This window comes from Actinomadura rupiterrae (assembly GCF_024172125.1).
Lineage (GTDB): Bacteria > Actinomycetota > Actinomycetes > Streptosporangiales > Streptosporangiaceae > Spirillospora > Spirillospora rupiterrae.
In genome coordinates this window covers 352,633-370,602 of record NZ_JAMZEA010000001.1, presented here as the reverse complement: position 1 = coordinate 370,602, position 17,970 = coordinate 352,633, and the positions used below count along the sequence as shown (strand labels likewise).

Annotated in this window: 12 protein-coding genes, 1 tRNA gene and 1 pseudogene; 10 read left to right on the top strand and 4 right to left on the bottom strand. The window is 69.0% G+C overall.

Features of this window, described 5'->3' with window-relative positions; all coding sequences use genetic code 11:
• Positions 1-91: 91 nt before the first annotated feature.
• On the bottom strand, positions 92-673 hold the full coding sequence (locus FHU30_RS01775; RefSeq protein WP_253870622.1) for a dihydrofolate reductase family protein: 582 nt from the start codon (positions 671-673) through the stop codon (positions 92-94).
• A 158-nt stretch (positions 674-831) separates the two neighbouring features.
• Between FHU30_RS01775 and FHU30_RS01770 the strand changes: the two genes are divergently transcribed.
• Positions 832-3,300, top strand: coding sequence for a LuxR C-terminal-related transcriptional regulator (locus FHU30_RS01770; RefSeq protein WP_253870620.1), 2,469 nt, complete (start codon positions 832-834; stop codon positions 3,298-3,300).
• Between the two features lie 16 nt (positions 3,301-3,316).
• Here the strand turns inward: FHU30_RS01770 and FHU30_RS01765 are convergent, their stop codons facing one another.
• Positions 3,317-4,120 (bottom strand): SAM-dependent methyltransferase, encoded by an 804-nt coding sequence (locus FHU30_RS01765; protein ID WP_253870618.1) that lies wholly within the window; start codon positions 4,118-4,120, stop codon positions 3,317-3,319.
• A gap of 552 nt (positions 4,121-4,672) precedes the next feature.
• Here FHU30_RS01765 and fusA point away from each other — a divergent pair.
• Positions 4,673-6,676, top strand: coding sequence for an elongation factor G (gene fusA / locus FHU30_RS01760; protein ID WP_253870616.1), 2,004 nt, complete (start codon positions 4,673-4,675; stop codon positions 6,674-6,676).
• Positions 6,677-7,390: 714 nt separating this feature from the next.
• Positions 7,391-7,723, top strand: a complete 333-nt coding sequence (gene cutA / locus FHU30_RS01755) for a divalent-cation tolerance protein CutA (protein ID WP_253870614.1) — start codon at positions 7,391-7,393, stop codon at positions 7,721-7,723.
• On the opposite strand, the gene FHU30_RS01750 is transcribed toward cutA, so the two are convergent.
• Positions 7,689-9,020, bottom strand: coding sequence for an NsdA family TPR-like regulatory protein (locus FHU30_RS01750; RefSeq protein ID WP_253870612.1), 1,332 nt, complete (start codon positions 9,018-9,020; stop codon positions 7,689-7,691). The two genes, cutA and FHU30_RS01750, sit on opposite strands and share 35 nt — an antisense overlap.
• Positions 9,021-9,190: 170 nt before the next feature.
• On the opposite strand from FHU30_RS01750, the gene FHU30_RS01745 reads away from it, so the two are divergent.
• From FHU30_RS01745 to FHU30_RS47555, 3 genes and pseudogenes are all read left to right on the top strand, one after another.
• On the top strand, positions 9,191-9,373 hold the full coding sequence (locus FHU30_RS01745) for a hypothetical protein (protein WP_253870610.1): 183 nt from the start codon (positions 9,191-9,193) through the stop codon (positions 9,371-9,373).
• Positions 9,374-10,233: 860 nt separating this feature from the next.
• Entirely contained in the window at positions 10,234-10,719 is a 486-nt protein-coding gene (locus tag FHU30_RS01740) for an ATP-binding protein (RefSeq protein ID WP_253870608.1), read from the top strand.
• A 1,300-nt stretch (positions 10,720-12,019) separates the two neighbouring features.
• A pseudogene (locus FHU30_RS47555) lies at positions 12,020-13,264 on the top strand (recombinase family protein); the annotation flags it as partial.
• A gap of 598 nt (positions 13,265-13,862) precedes the next feature.
• Here the strand turns inward: FHU30_RS47555 and FHU30_RS01730 are convergent.
• Positions 13,863-13,937, bottom strand: a tRNA-Arg gene (locus FHU30_RS01730).
• 132 nt (positions 13,938-14,069) lie between these two features.
• Here FHU30_RS01730 and FHU30_RS01725 point away from each other — a divergent pair.
• From FHU30_RS01725 to FHU30_RS01710, 4 genes are read left to right on the top strand one after another with little or no spacing between them, the layout of a single operon-like run.
• Complete coding sequence (locus FHU30_RS01725) at positions 14,070-14,429, top strand: response regulator transcription factor (RefSeq protein ID WP_253871858.1); 360 nt, start codon at positions 14,070-14,072, stop codon at positions 14,427-14,429.
• A gap of 36 nt (positions 14,430-14,465) precedes the next feature.
• Positions 14,466-15,152 (top strand): DALR anticodon-binding domain-containing protein, encoded by a 687-nt coding sequence (locus FHU30_RS01720; RefSeq protein ID WP_253870604.1) that lies wholly within the window; start codon positions 14,466-14,468, stop codon positions 15,150-15,152.
• On the top strand, positions 15,149-16,543 hold the full coding sequence (lysA, locus tag FHU30_RS01715) for a diaminopimelate decarboxylase (RefSeq protein ID WP_253870602.1): 1,395 nt from the start codon (positions 15,149-15,151) through the stop codon (positions 16,541-16,543). Before FHU30_RS01720 ends, lysA begins: the two co-directional genes overlap by 4 nt.
• 20 nt (positions 16,544-16,563) lie before the next feature.
• Entirely contained in the window at positions 16,564-17,853 is a 1,290-nt protein-coding gene (locus FHU30_RS01710) for a homoserine dehydrogenase (RefSeq protein WP_253871856.1), read from the top strand.
• Positions 17,854-17,970: the final 117 nt, after the last annotated feature.

Genomic DNA, 17,970 nt, shown 5'->3' with positions numbered 1-17,970 from the left:
GAAGCCGCCTGACCGGGCTTGGCGCGCTGAAGCCGCCTGACCGGGCTTGGCGCGCCGTCCCTCGTGCGGTCGGCGCGCCCGGCCCCGGCTTTCAGCGCTGGACCTCGTAGGCGAGGTGGGTGACGCCGTTGCCCTCGATGACGACCGGGTCGCCCAGCTTGACCGGGGACTTCGCCAGGTTCTCGAACCAGCGGACGCCCGAGCCGAGCAGCACCGGGACGAGGTCGACGTTGATCGCGTCCAGCAGGCCCGCGTCGAGGCACTGCTGGGCGATCTTGGCGCTGGCGACGACCACGTTCCGGTCGCCCGCCGCCTCCTTCGCCTTGGCGACGGCCTCCGCGACGTCCCCGACGAAGGTGAAGGCGTCGGACGGCGCCTCGGCGTCCAGGCGGTGCGTGACGACGAAGACCGGCACGCCGAGCGGGTGCTTGCCGCCCCAGCCGCTGGTGATGTCGTAGAGGTGCCGGCCGGCGATCAGCGCCCCGGCGTTCTCCAGCGCGTTCTTCATGTACGCGGCGCTCGCGGGCGACATCCGGAAGGTGGCCCACTCGACGGCCGTCGGGACCTCGACCTCGCCGTTCCCCATCCACCCGAACAGGTTGTCGATTCCATCGGCGGTGTCGGCGATGAACCCGTCCAGCGACATCGACATGTTCGCGATGACCTTGCCCATTGTCCTGCTCCTTTTCGGTCCGTCCTTCGTGATGTCCTAAGCTTCGCGTCCGCGGCGCGGCCGAACATCTGCCAGGTGGCCGATATGTGCGGGTCCGGTGGCCGACCCCGGGCCGGGGCTCTAGGGTCGAGACCCGCGTCGACGCAGATCGGAGGCCGATGGGAAGCGAGCGCCCGCCCGTCCAGCTGACCGGGTTCGTGGGCCGCGGGCCCGAGCTGGAGGCCCTGGCCGCGGCGCTGCGCGGCGCCCGGCTGGTCACGGTCGCGGGGCCGGGCGGCTGCGGCAAGACGCGGCTCGCCGCCGAGGTCGCGCGCCTCTGCGAGCACGCCGTGCGCTGGACGGACCTGTCCGCGACGTCCGATCCGCTCGTCGTCCCGGAGCTGGTCGGCGTCGCGGGGATCCCGCCGGACGAGCCGGTCCTGGTCGTCCTGGACAACTGCGAGCACGTGCTGGAGGCCGCCGCCGACGCCGTGCTGGACGTGCTGCGGACCCGTCCGGACGCGACGGTCCTCGCGACCGGCCGCGAGCCGCTCGGCGTGCCCGGCGAGACCGTCTGGCGGGTGCCCCCGCTGCGTCCGGACGACGCGTTCGCCCTGTTCGAGGCGCGTGCGGGCCGGTCCTTCGAGGACGCGGGGACGCGCCGGGCCGTCCGCACGGCGTGCGCGCGGCTCGACGGCATCCCGCTCGCGGTCGAGCTGGCCGCGGCCTGGTCCGGGACCCTGTCGCCGGAGGAGATCCTGCGCGGCCTGGACGACCGCTTCGGGCTGCTGGTGAGGGGCCCGCGCGGCGTTCCCGCACGCCAGCAGACGCTCGCCGCGTCCATGGCGTGGAGCCACGGCCTGCTGGACGAGCCCGACCGCGTCCTGTTCCGGCGCCTGGGCGTCTTCCACGGCGGCGCCACCCTCGACATGGCCCGCCGCGTCTGCGGCTCCGACACCGCGTCCGGCCTGTTCCACGGCTCGGACGTCCTGCCCGGCCTGCGCTCGCTGGTGGACAAGTCGCTCCTGACCGCCGAAGTCGGAGAGACAACCCGGTACCGGATGCTGGAGACCGTCCGGCAGTACGCCGCCGCCGCGCTCGCGGACGCGCCCGACGCCGGGGCCGTCCGCGACCGCCACCTCGACGCCTGCCTCGACCTCGCCAGGGACGCCGCGCCGCTGCTCGACCGCGGCAAGGACGCCTGGCGCGCCGCGATCACGCCCGAGCGCGAGAACCTCCGGGCCGCCGCCGAATACGGCCTGACCTTGGACGATCCGTCCCGCGGCCGCGAGCTGGCCGCGCACCTGCCCTGGCTCTGGCACCTCGGCGGACGCGGCCCCGAGGGGCTCGTCCTGCTGCGCCGCGCGATCGAGGCGCGCCCCTCGGACCGGTCCGCGCTCCAGGCCCGCCTGCTCACCGGACTCGCGCTGGTCGCCGACACGAACCGTCCGCAGGGCCTGGACTACGACGTCGCCGAGGCCGCCCTGGAGATCGCGACCGAGGCCGGGGACGCCGAGACCGCCGCCCTCGCCAGGCTGCTCTGCGCGGTCGGCCTCCTCGGCATCGACCCGGACGCCGCCCGCGAGACCGCCGGACAAGCCCTGGCGCAGGCGCGGACGGACGAGGCGGCGGCGGGTTCGGGCTTCGTCGCGGACGGCGCGACCGCGCTGCTCGGCATGATCCACCAGCTTCGCGACGAGCACGACCGGGCCGTCCTGCTGCTGCGGGCGGCGGTCGAGGGCCTGGCCGGACGCGGTGACCGCGGCGTCGCGTCCACGGCGCTGGCGTTCCTGGCCGAGAGCGCCCTGCACACCGGCGACCTCCCCGAGGCGCGGCGGCTGGCGGACGAGGCGGTCGAGATCGCCCGTCCGCTCGCCGACCAGCACCGGATCGGCCTGGCCGCGTCCGTCCTGGCGGCGGTCGAGATCACCGCCGGACGCGTGGACGCGGCCCGGGACGTCCTCGAACCGATGATCAGGATGCTGGAGGAGACGCGGCCGCCGTTCGTGCCCGGCCTGCACCGGGCCATCGGCCACCTGCTCCTCGCCGAAGGCGATCCGGAGGCCGCGCTGGGCTGGCTGACGCGGCCCGAAGCCGCGCATCCGCAGACCTTCGTCTACATGGCCGCAGCCCAGCGCGCGCTAGGCGAACCGGACGAAGCCTCGTGCGCCCGCGCGTTGGAAGCCGCTCGCGCCGCCAACCTGCCCAGGACGATCGCCGACGCGCTGGAGGAATCCGCCCACGCCTCGCCGTCCCGCGCGGAGGAGCTCAGGCACGAGGCCCTGGCGCTCAGGATCGAGCACGGCCTCTGGCTCGACGCCGCTCTCGGCCTGCCCGGCCTCACCGACGACCCGCGCCTGCTGAAGATCGACGTGGCGGCCGCCGCGCCGACCGCGCTCCGGGAGGCGGCCGAGTCCGTCCACCGGATGCGGGGGAGGCGCGGCCGCCCGTCCAGCGGGTGGGGCAGCCTGACACCGGCCGAGCTGAGCGTCGTCCAGCTCGCCGCCGAGGGACGCAGCAACCCCGAGATCGGCGAGCGCCTCTTCATGAGCCGCGGCACGGTGAAGACGCACCTGTCGCACGTCTACGCCAAGCTCGGCGTCTCCAACCGGACGGAACTGGCGTCCTACGCCCGGGACCACCTGTGAAGCCGGGCCCGCGAGGTCAGGGCTTGCGGCCGACCGCGGCGTAGCCGGCGACGTCGTCGGCGCCCTCGAACTCCGGGCGCCACCGCGACATCGACACCAGGCCGGGCTCCAGGACGTCCAGGCCCTCGAAGAACGTCGCGATCTCGGCCTTCGTCCGCGGCCGCATCGGGTTCGCGGACTTGGCGTTCCAGTCGCTCTGCGCCTCGGCCTGCACGGACGGGTCGCGGTCGAAGTCGAGCGTCGAGTGCGTGACGACCATGTAGCTCCCGGACGGGACCGCGTCGAGCAGCGTCCGGACGATCGCGTGCGCCTCGTCGATGTCGTGCACGAAGTGCAGGATGCCCAGCAGCATGATCGCCACCGGCCGGCCGTAGTCGAGCGTCGTCCCGGCCCGCTCCAGGATGGACTTCGGCTCGCGCAGGTCGGCTTCGATGTAGTCGCACGCGCCTTCCGCGGTGCTGGTCAGCAACGCGCGCGCGTGCACGAGGACGAGCGGGTCGTTGTCCACGTACACGATCCGCGACTCGGGCGCGATGCGCTGCGCGACCTCGTGCGTGTTGTCCATCGTCGGCAGGCCCGTCCCGATGTCCAGGAACTGCCGGATGCCGAGGTCGCCGACCAGATGCCGGACGGCCCTACCGAGGAACGCGCGGTCCGCGCGCGCGATCGCGAGGATCGGCGGAAACGTCGCGATGAACCGTTCCGCCGCCTCCCGGTCGACCTCGTAGTTGTCGTTACCGCCGAGCAGGTAGTTCCATACCCGCGCCGAATGCGGAACCGACGAGTCGATCCGCGAGCCTCCGACCTCAGAGCCGCCCACGACAACTCCCCTCACCCAAGGATGTCGTCCCCAACATTAGTCGTCCGGGCCCGCCGCGCCGACCCTACAGTTCCGTCCATTGAAAAACCCTTCCGGAAAACGCGCGGGACCGGGCATGATGGGCGCATGAGGCACAGCGACGGGGAGTGGATCAAGATCGCCGGGTGGGAGAACGTCCCCGGCGCGCCGCACCCGATGACGGCCGTCCACGCTTGACTGCGCGAGCGCGGGGTCCACTGCGTCCCGTTCGGTGAACGCGAGATTCGCATCGACCTCATGTGCGGCCCGGACGACGGCGGCCGCTGGCACGGCTGGTACGGAATCAACCTGAGCGCGGACGCCCTCCGCCGCCTCGGCCTGCACCCTGACCAGCCTCCCGTCCGCTATTTCGGCCCCCCGCCTCCGCCCTGGTGGGAAGGGTCCCGTCCGCCTGCCATAAAACGGCGACATGGAAAGCGCAGATAGGGAAAAACCCTTCGCTTCAACTCGATCGAAAAGGCTACTGTCACGGCGGCCCGAAACAGTCGATCGAGTAAGGAGGGCCGTTTCCCCATGCGTACCCAGACCCGTCACCAGTCCACTGTCAGGAACATCGGGGTCATGGCCCACATCGACGCGGGCAAGACCACGACCACCGAACGCGTCCTTTTCTACACGGGCGTCTCCCACCGCATCGGAGAAGTGCACGACGGCGCTGCGGTCACCGATTTCCTGAAACAGGAGCGCGACCGCGGGATCACCATCGCCTCGGCCGCCGTCACGTGCCAGTGGACGCTGGACGGCGTCCCGTACACGGTCAACCTCATCGACACGCCCGGCCACGTCGACTTCACCGTCGAGGTCGAGCGCTGCCTGCGCGTCCTGGACGGCGCGGTCGCCGTGTTCGACGGCGTCGCCGGCGTCGAGCCGCAGTCGGAGACGGTGTGGCGGCAGGCCGACCGGTACGGCGTCCCGCGCGTCTGCTTCGTCAACAAGCTCGACCGCCCCGGCGCCGACCTCGCCCGCTGCGTAGCCATGATCGCCGATCGCCTCGGCGCGGTCCCGCTACCCGTCCAGCTACCGCTCGGCTCGGGCCCGGACCTGCGCGGCGTGATCGACCTGGTCACGATGCGGGCGCTGGTCTGGCCCGAGGACACCGAGCCCGGCGACGCCTACTCGCTCACCGACGTCCCGTCCGCGCACGCGCACGAGGCGGCGCACTGGCGCGCCCGCCTGCTGGAAACGCTGGCCGAACACGACGACACGTTCATGGCGCTCTATGTGGATGGCGAACCGTCTGAAGCCGACGTCCACGCGGCGATCAGGCGCCTGACCCTGGCGAACGCGGCAACGCCCGTCCTGTGCGGGAGCGCGTTCAAGAACAAGGGCGTGCAACCGCTGCTGGACGCCGTCGTCCGCTACCTGCCGTCCCCCTCCGGAAGCCCGGACGAGCCGCTCAGCGCCCTGGCGTTCAAGGTCACGACCGACCCGCACGCCGGCGCGCTGGTCCTCGTCCGCGTCTACTCGGGCCGCCTCGCCCGCGGCACGTCCGTGCTGAACCCCCGGCGCGGACGCCGCGAGCGCGTCGCCCAGATCTTCCGCATCCGCGCGGACCGCCGCGAGGAGGTGGACGAAGCCGGAGCCGGTGACATCGTCGCCGTCCGCGGCCTGCGCGAGACGACGACCGGCGACACCCTGTGCGATCCGGAGCACCCGATCGAGCTGGCCCCGATCGAGTTCCCGGCACCCGTCCTGGAGCTGGCCATCGAACCCAAGACCACCGCCGACCAGGAGAAACTGTCCACCGCCCTGCGCGTGCTGGCCCAGGAGGACCCGTCCTTCCGCGTCCGCACCGACCCGCGCACCGGCCAGACCCTGATCGGAGGCATGGGCGAGCTGCACCTCGAAGTCCAGACCACCCGCCTCCAGGACGACTTCAACGTCGGCACCACGCTCGGCAACCCCCGGGTCGCCTATCGCGAGACCATCACCCGCCCGTCCGGAAAAACCGAATACACCTGGAAGAAGCAAACAGGCGGCAAGGGCCAGTACGCCAAAGTCCAACTGTCCCTGGAGCCGCTCACGAACGGAGAAGAAACCTATGAATTCGTCAACCGCGTAACGGGCGGCCGCATCCCCAAGGAGTTCATCCCGGCGGTCGACGCGGGCTGTCAGGAAGCCATGAAAACCGGCGTCCTGGAAGGCCACGAGATGACCGCCGTCCGCATCACCCTCCTGGACGGCGACTTCCACTCGACCGACTCGTCCGAACTGGCCTTCCGGACCGCCGCCTCCAGGGCCTTCCGCGAAGCCGCCCGCAAGGCCGCCCCGGCCCTCCTCGAACCCGTCATGGCCGTAGAGATCACCACCCCCGAGCCCTACACGGGCGACGTCCTCGGCGACCTGTCCGGCCGCCGTGCCCGCATCCGCACCATGACCGACCACCGAGGAGCCCGAACCATCGAAGCCGACGTCCCCCTAGCCGAAATGTTCGGCTACGTAGCCACCCTCCGCACCCTCACCCAAGGCCGAGCCACCCACACCATGCACTTCCGCACCTACACCAGGACTCCATAACCTCACGGGCCCGGTGCCACCACCAGGCGCCGGGCCCGTGCCCCCAGACTGGAGCCTGCGGTTCCCCGCCCCACAGGCGGAAGAATGATCAATGGTGATACCGCTGCGGAAGCGCCCCGGCCACGTCGCCATCGGCCGCGTGAGCGGGCCCTTCAGGTACCGGGCGGACGAGCCCAGCTTCGCCTCGGACCGCCGGGATCTGCCATTTCCTGAATGGACCGCGGCGTTGGCTGGTAAGGCGACCGGACGACCCCGCCCGGCGGGGAATGCCGTGAAAAAGCAAAAACCGTACACGATGGTTATCGTGTACGGAATTGTTTGGGTGCCCCCTGCCGGGAGCCAGACGCACGGCTGCACCCCACACGCCCACGACGCCGGGTGCGTCGCGGTGGTGACGAACACGTACGCCATCCCCTAACCCGCATGTCCGTGACGCGCCGGTCGGACGCCGACCCCTCCAGTAGGTGGTCACGCACGTAGCAGCCCCCGCCGACGGCGAAGTGGTGGCCGGAGGGGGGAGGGCATGCTTCCGCCTTCGAGGACACTTCCCGGCTGGGCGGGGATCTGCGGCGTACCGAGGAAGGTCATGCCTGGTTCGTTCTGCAACGGTGCACGAGCAACGACGCCCAGTGAATTCCGAAGCCGGTGGCACGCCTAGAGGAGACGGGAGGAGGTGATCGTTTCGGAGGTTGCTGGCGGCGTACTCTCGGAGGCATGACCCTTCCGCTTGAGGTTCACGTGACCGCTGGCACCCGTGACGAGGCAGAGAAGATCGTCAAGACGGCCGTTGAGGGGCGGGTGGCGGCCTGCGGCCAGATCAGTGGTCCTATCGCGTCCACCTACTGGTGGGAAGGCAAGGTCCAGCACGACGAGGAGTACCTGATCCTCATGAAGACCACCAAGGAGCGGCTCGACGACCTGGTCAAGGTCGTCAAGGAAACACACTCCTACGACGTTCCCGAGATCGTGGCCGTGCCGATCGAGGGCGGCCTGTCGGACTACTTGAGCTGGATCAAAGAACAGACGGCTGAGCAGCCTTCGGCCTGACCGCCGCGTACTCGTCGCGGAACTCCCGGGCCGTCCTGGCCCGGGAAGGGGTGAGCTCGGCGGCGACGTGATCGAGCCGTTCCCAGCCCAGGGGGGCGCCCATCGCAGTGGTCGCGGTCAGGGCTGAGCGGGCGAAGTTGACCGCCTCGCCCACATCGCCCAAGCGGTAGCGGCCGAGCGCGAGCTCGGCATCTACGACGCAGAGTTTCTTCACTTCGGTTGCTGGGCCGAGGTGGACGCTGATGTCGTCCATCGCCTTGATCGTGTCGTCTTCGCGGCGCAGCCGCGAGTAGACGGTCAGGCTCATCGAGGCGAAGCGGGCCGGATCGAGGAAGAACGTCCACGGCCGGACGTTGGGGTCGGCAGCCTGGTAGACGTCTTCGGCCTCGCGGATCGAACGCAGGGCGGCATCGCGGTCGCCGAGCAGTGAGGTCTCCTCGGCGTGCCGCGCAAGGAGCCAAGCCCGGGTCGCCGGGTCGGCGTCGCCGAGGCGTTCTAGGGCGTTGCAGGCCAGGCGGGCGCTGCGGTCGCCTTTCCCGCCGGTCATGTAGGTGCGGTAGCCGGTCATGCAGGCCGCCACCGCGTCATCTCCGGTCTGGCGCGCGGCGAGGTTTGCGAGCTGGGCGCCGGCGGCTGCCTGACGAGGGTCCTTCAACTCCCAGGCGAACCAGGCCGCAAGGATGGCGCTCTCGCCGGCACTGACCGCAAGGCGCCGCCGCTGGCGCTCGGGAAGTCCGCTTTCGAGCAGGGAGCTGATCTCGTTGAGGTGGACCAGGAGCGACGGGTAGAGCGCCTTGGCGGGGTAGTGCTCTTCGAGCCGGTGGAAGCCTCGGGTCCGATCCTCAAGGTGGGAGATCGTCGTGTCGTCGGGGCGGTGTAGCCCTGACAACGCCTTCACCAGCCGCTGCATGGGATCGAGGGCGGCCCCGACTGCGGTCGTGGTGGCCAACTGCAAGAGCGTCCGGCGTTCCATGCGCTGGTTCAGCCTCCCAACGGCCCAGGCCAGGGCGAGGTGCTCGCCGGGCAGCTCACCGTCCGGGGTCTCCTGCGGTGGTGTGAGACGGCGTTCCCAGACTCGTCGGTACAGCTCGGCGTAAACCGGTCCTGGTTGGTGTCTTCCCGATTCGTGGAAGCGGATCTCACGAATGATCGAACTACGCGCCGGGAGCTGTGACCTGGTTCTGCCGTCCGCGGCCTCCTCCAGCTCACGGGCGAGATCGTTCTGGGACCAGCACTGCCGTAGCCGCCGTTCGCGGATCTCTCTGGCCCATCCGGGCTTGACGCCATCTTCGCTCATTCGCGGAGTCCTCAAACGCCGGTACCTGCGGGTCCTCCTGCCACCTCCTCCAGTTTCCTCCTGACAGCCCTGTTCCGCAGGTGTTCGCTGTCGGTGACCGAAAAACTGCCTGCGTATCCATGGCGATGACGAGGCGTAAGGCGCCCAAACGGAATGGAGTTGAGGCGAACATGACCGTCGAAGTTGGCGGCGCCGCCCTCCAGATCCTGCTGTCCGCACTGCTCGGAATCGGCACCTGCCCTACAGCCAGTGCCCGCTGGACCAAGACGGCCAAGCGTGGGGAGTCTCCGGCACCGGTTCGCTGGCGTGAGCCGCTGCGGCTTCCCGGTGTGGAAGGGGCACGCGGTGAATGAGCTGAACCTTTCCGAGAGTGAAGCATCGGCGTGGGCCCCGGCAGCGCGAGCACTGGTGACGGAGTTGGCCGCGCGGGGCATCGTCGCAAAAGTGCGAGGGCACGGTGCGGTGTGGGCACGAACTTCTACTGCGGTGCCCGATCCGGATAGCGCACGGGTGTCAGCTGGGCTGAACCAGGAAGTGTGGTGCCGTCCGAGGCGGCCGGGCGGCGTGCTGTGGTGGTTCTGGGCTTGGTCCGGGCCGTCGCGCGAGGATCCGGTGGAACTGGAGCCGTTGTGCCCTGTAGTCGAGTCGGCGCGGGCGGCGGATGCCATCGCTCGGGTATTGGCGCTGAAGACCCCCGATGCGTCGGGGCCGGGGCCGTCGTGAGCGCTCAGCCGAAGCTTCCGGCCATCCTGGACGCCGAGCCGGTCGCGCGGGCGATACGGACGGAGTTCGGATGCGTCGAGGCGGCTTGGTACGGAGCGCATACACGATCGTGGTGGGCGATGGTCCGGGTAGGCGGCGGATCCCGTCTGCTGGAGGCGATCAGCCCGCGGGAGCTACGCGACGCGGTGGTCCACGCGGACGGATGGCCCTGGCCCAAAGCCGGATCACGTACCGCAGGGAACGAAGGCACCAGAGCGCCAAGGAAGACGGTCTGAGCCTATGGACGCTAAGGACGGGTGGGCTGCTGTCCCTCGGGTTCAGCTTTCCGACCATCAAGGGCCGGCGAGGCCGCATCTGAGGTGAATCACCGCAAGTATCAATCCGCTCGGACTTGACCTCGGGAATCGAGCGGTGCATTGCTATGGCCAATTGCCGTTACATTCCGCACCCACGCGGATACTGCCAGCGGCACAGCGAAAGGAGAAGGTGGATGGGAAGGAAGAAGTGGTCGTCGGGGTGGGCGGCCGAGTGGCTGTGGTCCGCCGAGGAGATGCGCTGGCGGCGCACCTTCTCCGGCAATGCCGATCAGGTGACGGCCGCACGGCGCTTCGCACGCACGCTGTTCGCCGGGGCCGCCTGCGCGGAGGTGGTTGAGTTCGCCGTTGCGGAACTCGCCGCCAACACCCTGCGGCACACGCGCTCCCGCGATGAGGGCGGCTGGTTCGGCGTGGAGCTGGTCTACGACGACCCGGCCTACGTGGCCGTCACCGACATCGGAGGCGGCGGCGTCCCGGCCGTCCGGCAGGACCTCGAGGAACTGAGCGAGGGCGGGCGCGGTCTGTACGCTTTGTCGCAGCTTGCGATCTCGCTCGGCATCCACGGCAGCCGCACCCTTGGCCACACGGTCTGGGCGGACATCGACCTGGACCAGCCTCTTGAGGCCCCGCCTGGCCTCGGCCTGCAGCTGACCTCATAGGGAGGACCAGCCTGGAGCTATCAGGCTGGTCCCCTGACCCAGCATAGGGGAGTCGCATCGAGGGTCCTGTCTGCCCAACGGTGGGCAGGGCCCTCGATCTCTCGGGTGACCGCAGCGGCATATTGGGTGGCCCTAATAAAAATTCCACCACTGCGAGGTTCGGGCGCTTGGGAACACGCCCTTTATGTTCAATCGACAATTGGGGGCTGTATTTGAGGGTCGATTGGGGGCGAAGTCGGGGGGCTGTCTATGAGCACCCCTCCTCACCCTCGTCATCCCCGCAGGTAGGGACCCTGCTTGATGGGCCAGTGCTCTTCCAGACATACCCCTACCTGGCATCTAGGAGGTTCAGGCTAACGAAAGATGCCCGAGCCGACAGGGATCTTGGTGACTCTTTGGAGAGTGTGCGGCAAATCTGGGCAAACCAACTGATCGGAACCTAATTTTTGGCGGTCTTCTCTATGTCCGTTTCTGTGTCCGTTTCTGTGGTCTCGTCAAGAAGAGGCGGCCCTCAGTCGGTAGTTTGTGCAGGTCACGGCGCAAGTCGGAGGGCTGGAACTGCCCCCGACTCGTCTCTAGGGGACGACTTCAGTAGGGCGCGGCTCGATTCAGTGGGCTGGCTGTGGTCCACCGGTCGGCTTCCCGGCCGTTCACGTTCTGGCTGTCCGTTATTCGGGCGTCAGTGCGACGCTGCGGCGCGACCGCCGTCGACCTGGACAAGGGGTGCCCCTCGGCAACTCCCAACGCGTCTGCCGCCAGATCAGCGCCGCAAGAGGAAACTTGACGGACCTTTGAAGTCTCCGGGCGGGAATCGGGCTTGGCGTCGGGCTTTAAGAAGTGTGGCGATTCTCGACTTGTCTCGCGTGGGCAATCGAGGTTTATGAGCAGTCTGTCGGGTTCGCTCGGCGCTCGACAGAGTTAAAAGGAGAAGGGGCGATGAGTATATTCCATCCGTCGACAGCGGATGTGCGGGCGTCGCGAATCCCGGCTTCCGGCCCGCCCGTCACGGATACGCGGGAACTGGATCTTGGCTGTCGAGATGAGCGTCAATGCTGGTCCGGCCGTTGGACGGCCGGTGATCACCGCCAACGGACGGGGCGACGGCGGGTGGCCGTCACCGACCGGCTGGCGGCGCGATGACCCGGGCCGACAAGACGTCAGCCGCCACAGCAGCAAGGGAGGGGGACCTCCGCGAACGCACTGCTCGTTTCGCGTCGATGTGGACGATCCTCCCGGCCAACGCGCACAGCTCGAAGCACCTGATGGACCTCCAAGCACACGCAATTGAGGAGACGTTGCGATGGCTCATGGCCAACGGCAGGCCCCTATCCCAGCCCACCTGCTCCGATCGGGGAGCCGAGGAGCGCGGCGAGCAAGACTGACTGGCCCCGGCGGAGTGCAGCGGCCGCCGGGGCCGCTGCGTGTGGCGTTCGCCGGACGAGTCTCGACCGAGGAACAGCAAGATCCAACGCTGTCGATTCCACGTCAGCTCAACAACTGCCGTTCTGCGCTGCCGGAGCACGCTGTGATCGCGGCCCACTTCTATGACATCGAATCAGGCCGCAAGGACCTGGCCAGCCGTGGCCGGGGGCGTGGGCACGAGCGCTTCGCCATCCCAGTTCCACGCGAGGGCGGCATCCAGGACCTGCTTGCTGAGGCCAAGCGCGCGGACCGGTGCTTCGACGTGGTGATCTGCGAGTCGATCGACCGCATTGCTCGCCGCACCTACACCGGTACCTTGATCGAGAACCAGCTCGAAGAGGCCGGCGTTCTGCTCCTTGCAGCGGACGAACCGATCAACCTCGATGGCAAACGCGCGTCGCAGATCCTCACCCGCCGCGTCAAGCAGGGTGTCGCCGAGTGGTACGTTCTCGAACTCCTCGAGAAATCCTGGGGTGGCTTCGAGACCCACACCGAGCAGGGCTTCAACATCGGCAAGCCACCATACGGCTACCTGGCCAAGAAGGTCCCGCACCCGGTACCTGCACGCCGGGCGGAGGGCGCATCCAAGCATCTCCTGAGTCCTGATCCGGTACGCGGCCCGGTGGTCACCATGATCTTCACTTGGCGCGTCGAGGAGCGTCTCGGTTACCAGGCCATCACCGACCGCCTGAACGAGGATCTGACCAGGTATCCGCCACCCCAGCCTGTAGACCCGTCTCGCGCAGTGGGACGCTGGACGCACTCGTCCGTCCGCGAGATCCTCACCAACCCCAAGCACACCGGATACATGGTGTGGAACCGGCGTGCGACCAAGAGCGATGGTGGCAAGCCCAACCCGCCGGAGGCGTGGGTCTGGTCCTCTGCTCCCACCCACGAGCCGCTGGTCTCGGTCGAAACGTTCAAGGCGGCGCAGGAGGTCGCCAGACATCGGGAAGGGTCCCGTAGCGGGAGTGGGCTGAACAAGGCGTGTGAGCAGACGAAGCGCACCTATGTCCTGCGGTCGTTTCTGGTGTGCGTCCACTGCGGACGACGGCTGTTCGGCAAGACCAACCGCGTCGGCACGCCCTACTACGTCTGCAAGCCGCCCAAGGGCTACGTCCCCGAGGGCCACCCTGCCAGTTACTGGATCCGCGAGGATGAGCTGGTCAAGGCGATCAGCCGGTTCTTCAATGACGAGGTCTTCGGGGCGACGCGCCGCGACCGGCTGTCGCGCATTGCGATGTATGCCCAAGAACAGAAAGCCAAGGACCACGAAGAGAAAATCGCAGCCACCCATCGGGCGATTGATGCCCTTGCTCGACGCCGGACGGCGTTGCTCGCGAGTCTTGAACATCTGGAAACTCCGGACCCGGAGTTCACGCGGGACGTCAGCGCTCGCGCCGCGGCCCTGAACCTCGAACGCAAGGAGAAGCAGGCGCGGCTGGCCGAAATGGAGACTGCGCAGCCCGCGCGGCAATGCGCCGACCTGCTCGACGGCCTGCCTGTCGGCCAGATCGACCTCGCCCAGATCCCAGAACCCCTGCTGCGCAGGCTGTTCGAGGTGTTCCGGCTGGAGATGAGGGTGGACCACGCCGCCCGTAAGGTTCACTGCCGGGTGACCATTGCCTCTGGGCTGCTGGAAGGGCAGCGGAAAGCGGCCGAAAATGCCATAAATAACGCAAAATCCGCACACGATAATGGTGATCGTGTGCGGATGCGTGTGGTGCCCCCTGCAGGATTCGAACCTGCGCACACGGCTCCGGAGGCCGTTGCTCTATCCCCTGAGCTAAGGGGGCGTTGCGCCTGGTCTTGCTTGGCGCGAGAGAAACACTACCAGGGTTGGGGGTGTGGTGCGCACCTGGTTGTTCGGGGTGCGGGGGGATCGCGGGTCGGCTAGCTTCGGTGGGGTGACCGAGCCACTGGGAAGGGTGCTGGTCGTCGATGACGACGAGGTGATCCGGCAGCTGATCGCGGTGAACCTGCAACTGGAGGGGTTCGAGGTCGTCACGGCGGTGGACGGTCAGGACTGCCTGGACAAGGTGCGGGACGTGCGGCCGGACGTGATCACGCTGGACGTGATGATGCCGCGGCTGGACGGGTGGGTCACGGCGGTGCGGCTGCGCGAGGACGATGAGACGCGGCACATCCGGGTCGTGATGATCACTGCGCGGGCGCAGGAGCACGACGTGCGGCGGGGGCATGAGATCGGCGTGGACGCCTATGTCACCAAGCCGTTCGATCCGAATCGGCTGATCCAGACGGTGCGGAGCCTGGCGGCCGGGGCGTGACGAGTGTCCGCATAGTGGTCGGATAGTCTCGCGAGGGTGACTCCAGCGGTGGTGAGCGGTGTGCTTCGGGACGCCGTGCGGGACGTCGCGGGTGTGGAGCCCGGCGACGTCGCGTTGCGCTGCGTTGGGGCGGGGGTTTATGCCAGCCCGGTGGCGTTGAGGTTGGGGCTTGATGCCGGGGTATTGGCGGAGGCCGTCTCACATCGTGGGATTGCTGCAGAGGTTGATTCCGGGTTTTTGGTTCTGCGGGTGCGGGCCGGTGCGATCGCCGAGGCGATCGTTGAGGATCCGGCTTATGGGGTTGTGGCCGGGGTTCCGGCATATGGGCTGAGTGATCGGCCTCGGGTTTTCGAGAATCCAGGGTTTTCTGTGAGGTACGCCTTTGCGCGCTCTATGGCGGTGCAGAGGCGGGCCGGGGATTTCGGTGTTCGCCGCGGGCCGGTCGAGGCCGCAGGGGACGAGTTGGCGCTGATCCAGGCATTGGGGGAGATGCCGGGATGGGCGCAGGGCGCCGTCCGCAAGAGGGACGGGGGCGTTCTGGCGCGCGCGCTGGCTCAGTTGGCGGACGCCTATCACACGGTCTATGAGCGCTGTCCGGCTTTGCCGGTGGAGGAGAAACCCTCGGCGGTGCACGCGTCCCGTGTGACGATCGCGGCGGCGGCGGGCATCGCCTTGCGCAACGGCCTCACGATGATCGGCGAAACCCCTAGAGAGCGGATATGAGCAGAGTTCACCCGGCCGGCCCCCGGCACGCGGACGTCCTTCCCGAAGACCACCCCCTGCCGCCCCCGGCGGACCTGAACGCGCTGGACGAGCAGGTCTGGCCGCTGAACGCGCGCAGGGACGAGGGCGCGATGACCGTAGGCGGGGTCGATGTGCGCGACCTCGCGCAGGAGTTCGGCACGCCCCTGTACGTGTACGACGAGAACGACGTCCGCGCGCGTGCGCGGGAGTACGCGGCCGCGTTCCATGACGGGAGCGTCCACTACGCGGGCAAGGCGTTCCTGTGCGTGGCGATGGCCAAGTGGCTTAAGGAAGAGGGCCTGGGCCTGGACGTGTGCACCGGGGGAGAGCTGGCCATTGCCCTGGCGGCCGACTTTCCTGTGGAGCGCATCACTTTGCACGGAAACAACAAGTCCGTGCATGAGCTGGAGCGCGCGGTAGAGGTCGGTGTCGGGCACATCGTCATCGACTCGTTCGAGGAGATCGCGCGTCTCGCCTACCTGGCCGACAAGCTCGGCAAGCGCCCCAAGGTGATGATCCGCGTGACGACGGGCGTCGAGGCGCACACGCACGAGTTCATCGCGACCGCCCATGACGACCAGAAGTTCGGGTTCTCGCGGAGCAGCGGGGCGGCGCTGGAGGCCGTCCGGCGCGTCCTGGACCTGAAGGACAGCCTGGAGCTGGTCGGCCTGCACAGCCACATCGGTAGCCAGATCTTCGATCCGGACGGATTCGAGGTCGCCGCGCACCGGTTGGCCGAACTGCTCGTCTCCATTAGGGACGAGCACGGAGTCGAGTTGCCCGAGCTCGATCTGGGCGGCGGCTATGGCATCGCCTACACCGATGGTGACGAACCCATCGATCCGAAGACGATGGCCGATTCGCTGAGGGAGATCGTCCAGCGGGAGTGCCGCGCCTACGGGCTCGCTATGCCGAAGCTCACTGTCGAGCCCGGACGAGCGATCGCCGGTCCCGGCGGCATTACGCTGTACGAGGTCGGCACGGTCAAGGACGTCGAGGGACTGCGCACCTACGTATCCGTCGACGGGGGCATGAGCGACAACCTTCGCACCGCCCTCTACGGGGCCGAGTACACCTGCGTCCTGGCGAGCCGGGAGTCGCAGGCCCGGCCCATGCTGAGCAGGCTCGTCGGCAAGCACTGCGAGAGCGGCGACATCGTCGTCCGCGACCTGTGGCTGCCGGACGACCTGGCCGCGGGCGACCTGGTGGCGGTGGCCGCCACCGGTGCGTACTGTCGGTCGATGGCGAGTAACTACAACCACGTCCCCCGGCCCGCCGTCGTGGCCGTGCGGGACGGCGCGGCGCGGGTCGTCGTGCGGCGCGAGAGCGACGCCGACCTGCTCCGGCTGGATGCGGAGGTAGAGGCGTGAAACAGGGCGGGCCGCTGCGGGTGGCGCTGCTGGGCTGCGGCGTCGTCGGCACCGAGGTCGTGCGGCTGCTGCGCGAGCAGGCGGGCGACCTCGCGGCGCGCGTGGGAGTGCCGCTGGAACTGGCCGGCATCGCCGTCCGCAGGCCCGAACGGGTCCGCGAGGGCGTGCCGCGCGAGCTGCTCACCACCGACGCGCAGGGCCTGGTCACCCGGGACGACGTGGACATCGTCATCGAGGTGATCGGCGGCATCGAGCCCGCCCGGACGCTGATGCTGGAGGCGATGAAGACCGGCAAGTCGGTCGTCACCGCCAACAAGGCGCTGCTCGCCGAGGACGGCGCGACGCTGTTCGCGGCCGCGCGCGAGTACGGCGCCGACCTGTACTACGAGGCGTCCGTGGCGGGGGCGATCCCCCTGCTGCGGCCGCTGCGCGAGTCGCTGGTGGGCGACCACGTGCACCGGGTCCTGGGGATCGTGAACGGCACGACCAACTACATCCTCGACCAGATGGACACGCACGGCGCCGGGTTCAACGAGGCGCTGGAGGAGGCGCAGGCGCTCGGCTATGCGGAAGCGGACCCGACCGCGGATGTCGAGGGTTTCGACGCCGCCGCCAAGGCCGCGATCCTGGCGCAGCTCGCCTTCCACACGCCGGTCACCGCCGCGGACGTGCACCGCGAGGGCATTACCGAGGTCTCGGCCGCGGACGTGGCCGGCGCCAAGGAGATGAACTCGGTCGTCAAGCTCCTCGCCATCTGCGAACGCGTGCCCGCGGCAGAGGGGCGCAACGGACGCGGCGTCTCCGTCCGCGTCTACCCGGCGATGATCCCGCGCTCGCACCCGCTCGCGAGCGTGCGCGAGGCGTACAACGCGGTGTTCGTCGAGGCCGAGTCGGCGGGATCGCTGATGTTCTACGGCGCGGGCGCAGGAGGCGCGCCTACCGCGAGCGCCGTCCTGGGCGACCTGGTGGCCGTCGCGCGCAACCTGCGCGGTGGGACGCCCGGTCCGGTAGAGGTCACCTATGCGTCGCTGCCCGTCCTGCCCATGGGCGAGACGCGCACGCGCTACTACATCCAGCTGGACGTGGCCGACCGCTCCGGCGTGCTCGCCACCGTGGCGGAGGAGTTCGCCAAGCACGACGTGTCGATCCAGGCCGTCCGGCAGAGCGGGTCGGGCGAGGACGCCCAGCTCGTCGTCGTGACGCACCGGGCCGCGGACGCGGCGCTCAGCGCGACGGTCGAACGGCTCCGCGAGCTTGAGGACGTGCGCGAGGTCGCGAGCGTCATGCGCGTGGAAGCCGACGACGTATAGCGACGGTGTAGGCCCAACGCATAGCGATGGTGTAGGCCCAACGCAGAAACGTGGAAGTTATCCACAGCTCCCGCAACGGACGACAAGGGCGTCGGACGGTCCCCTAGGATTCATCGA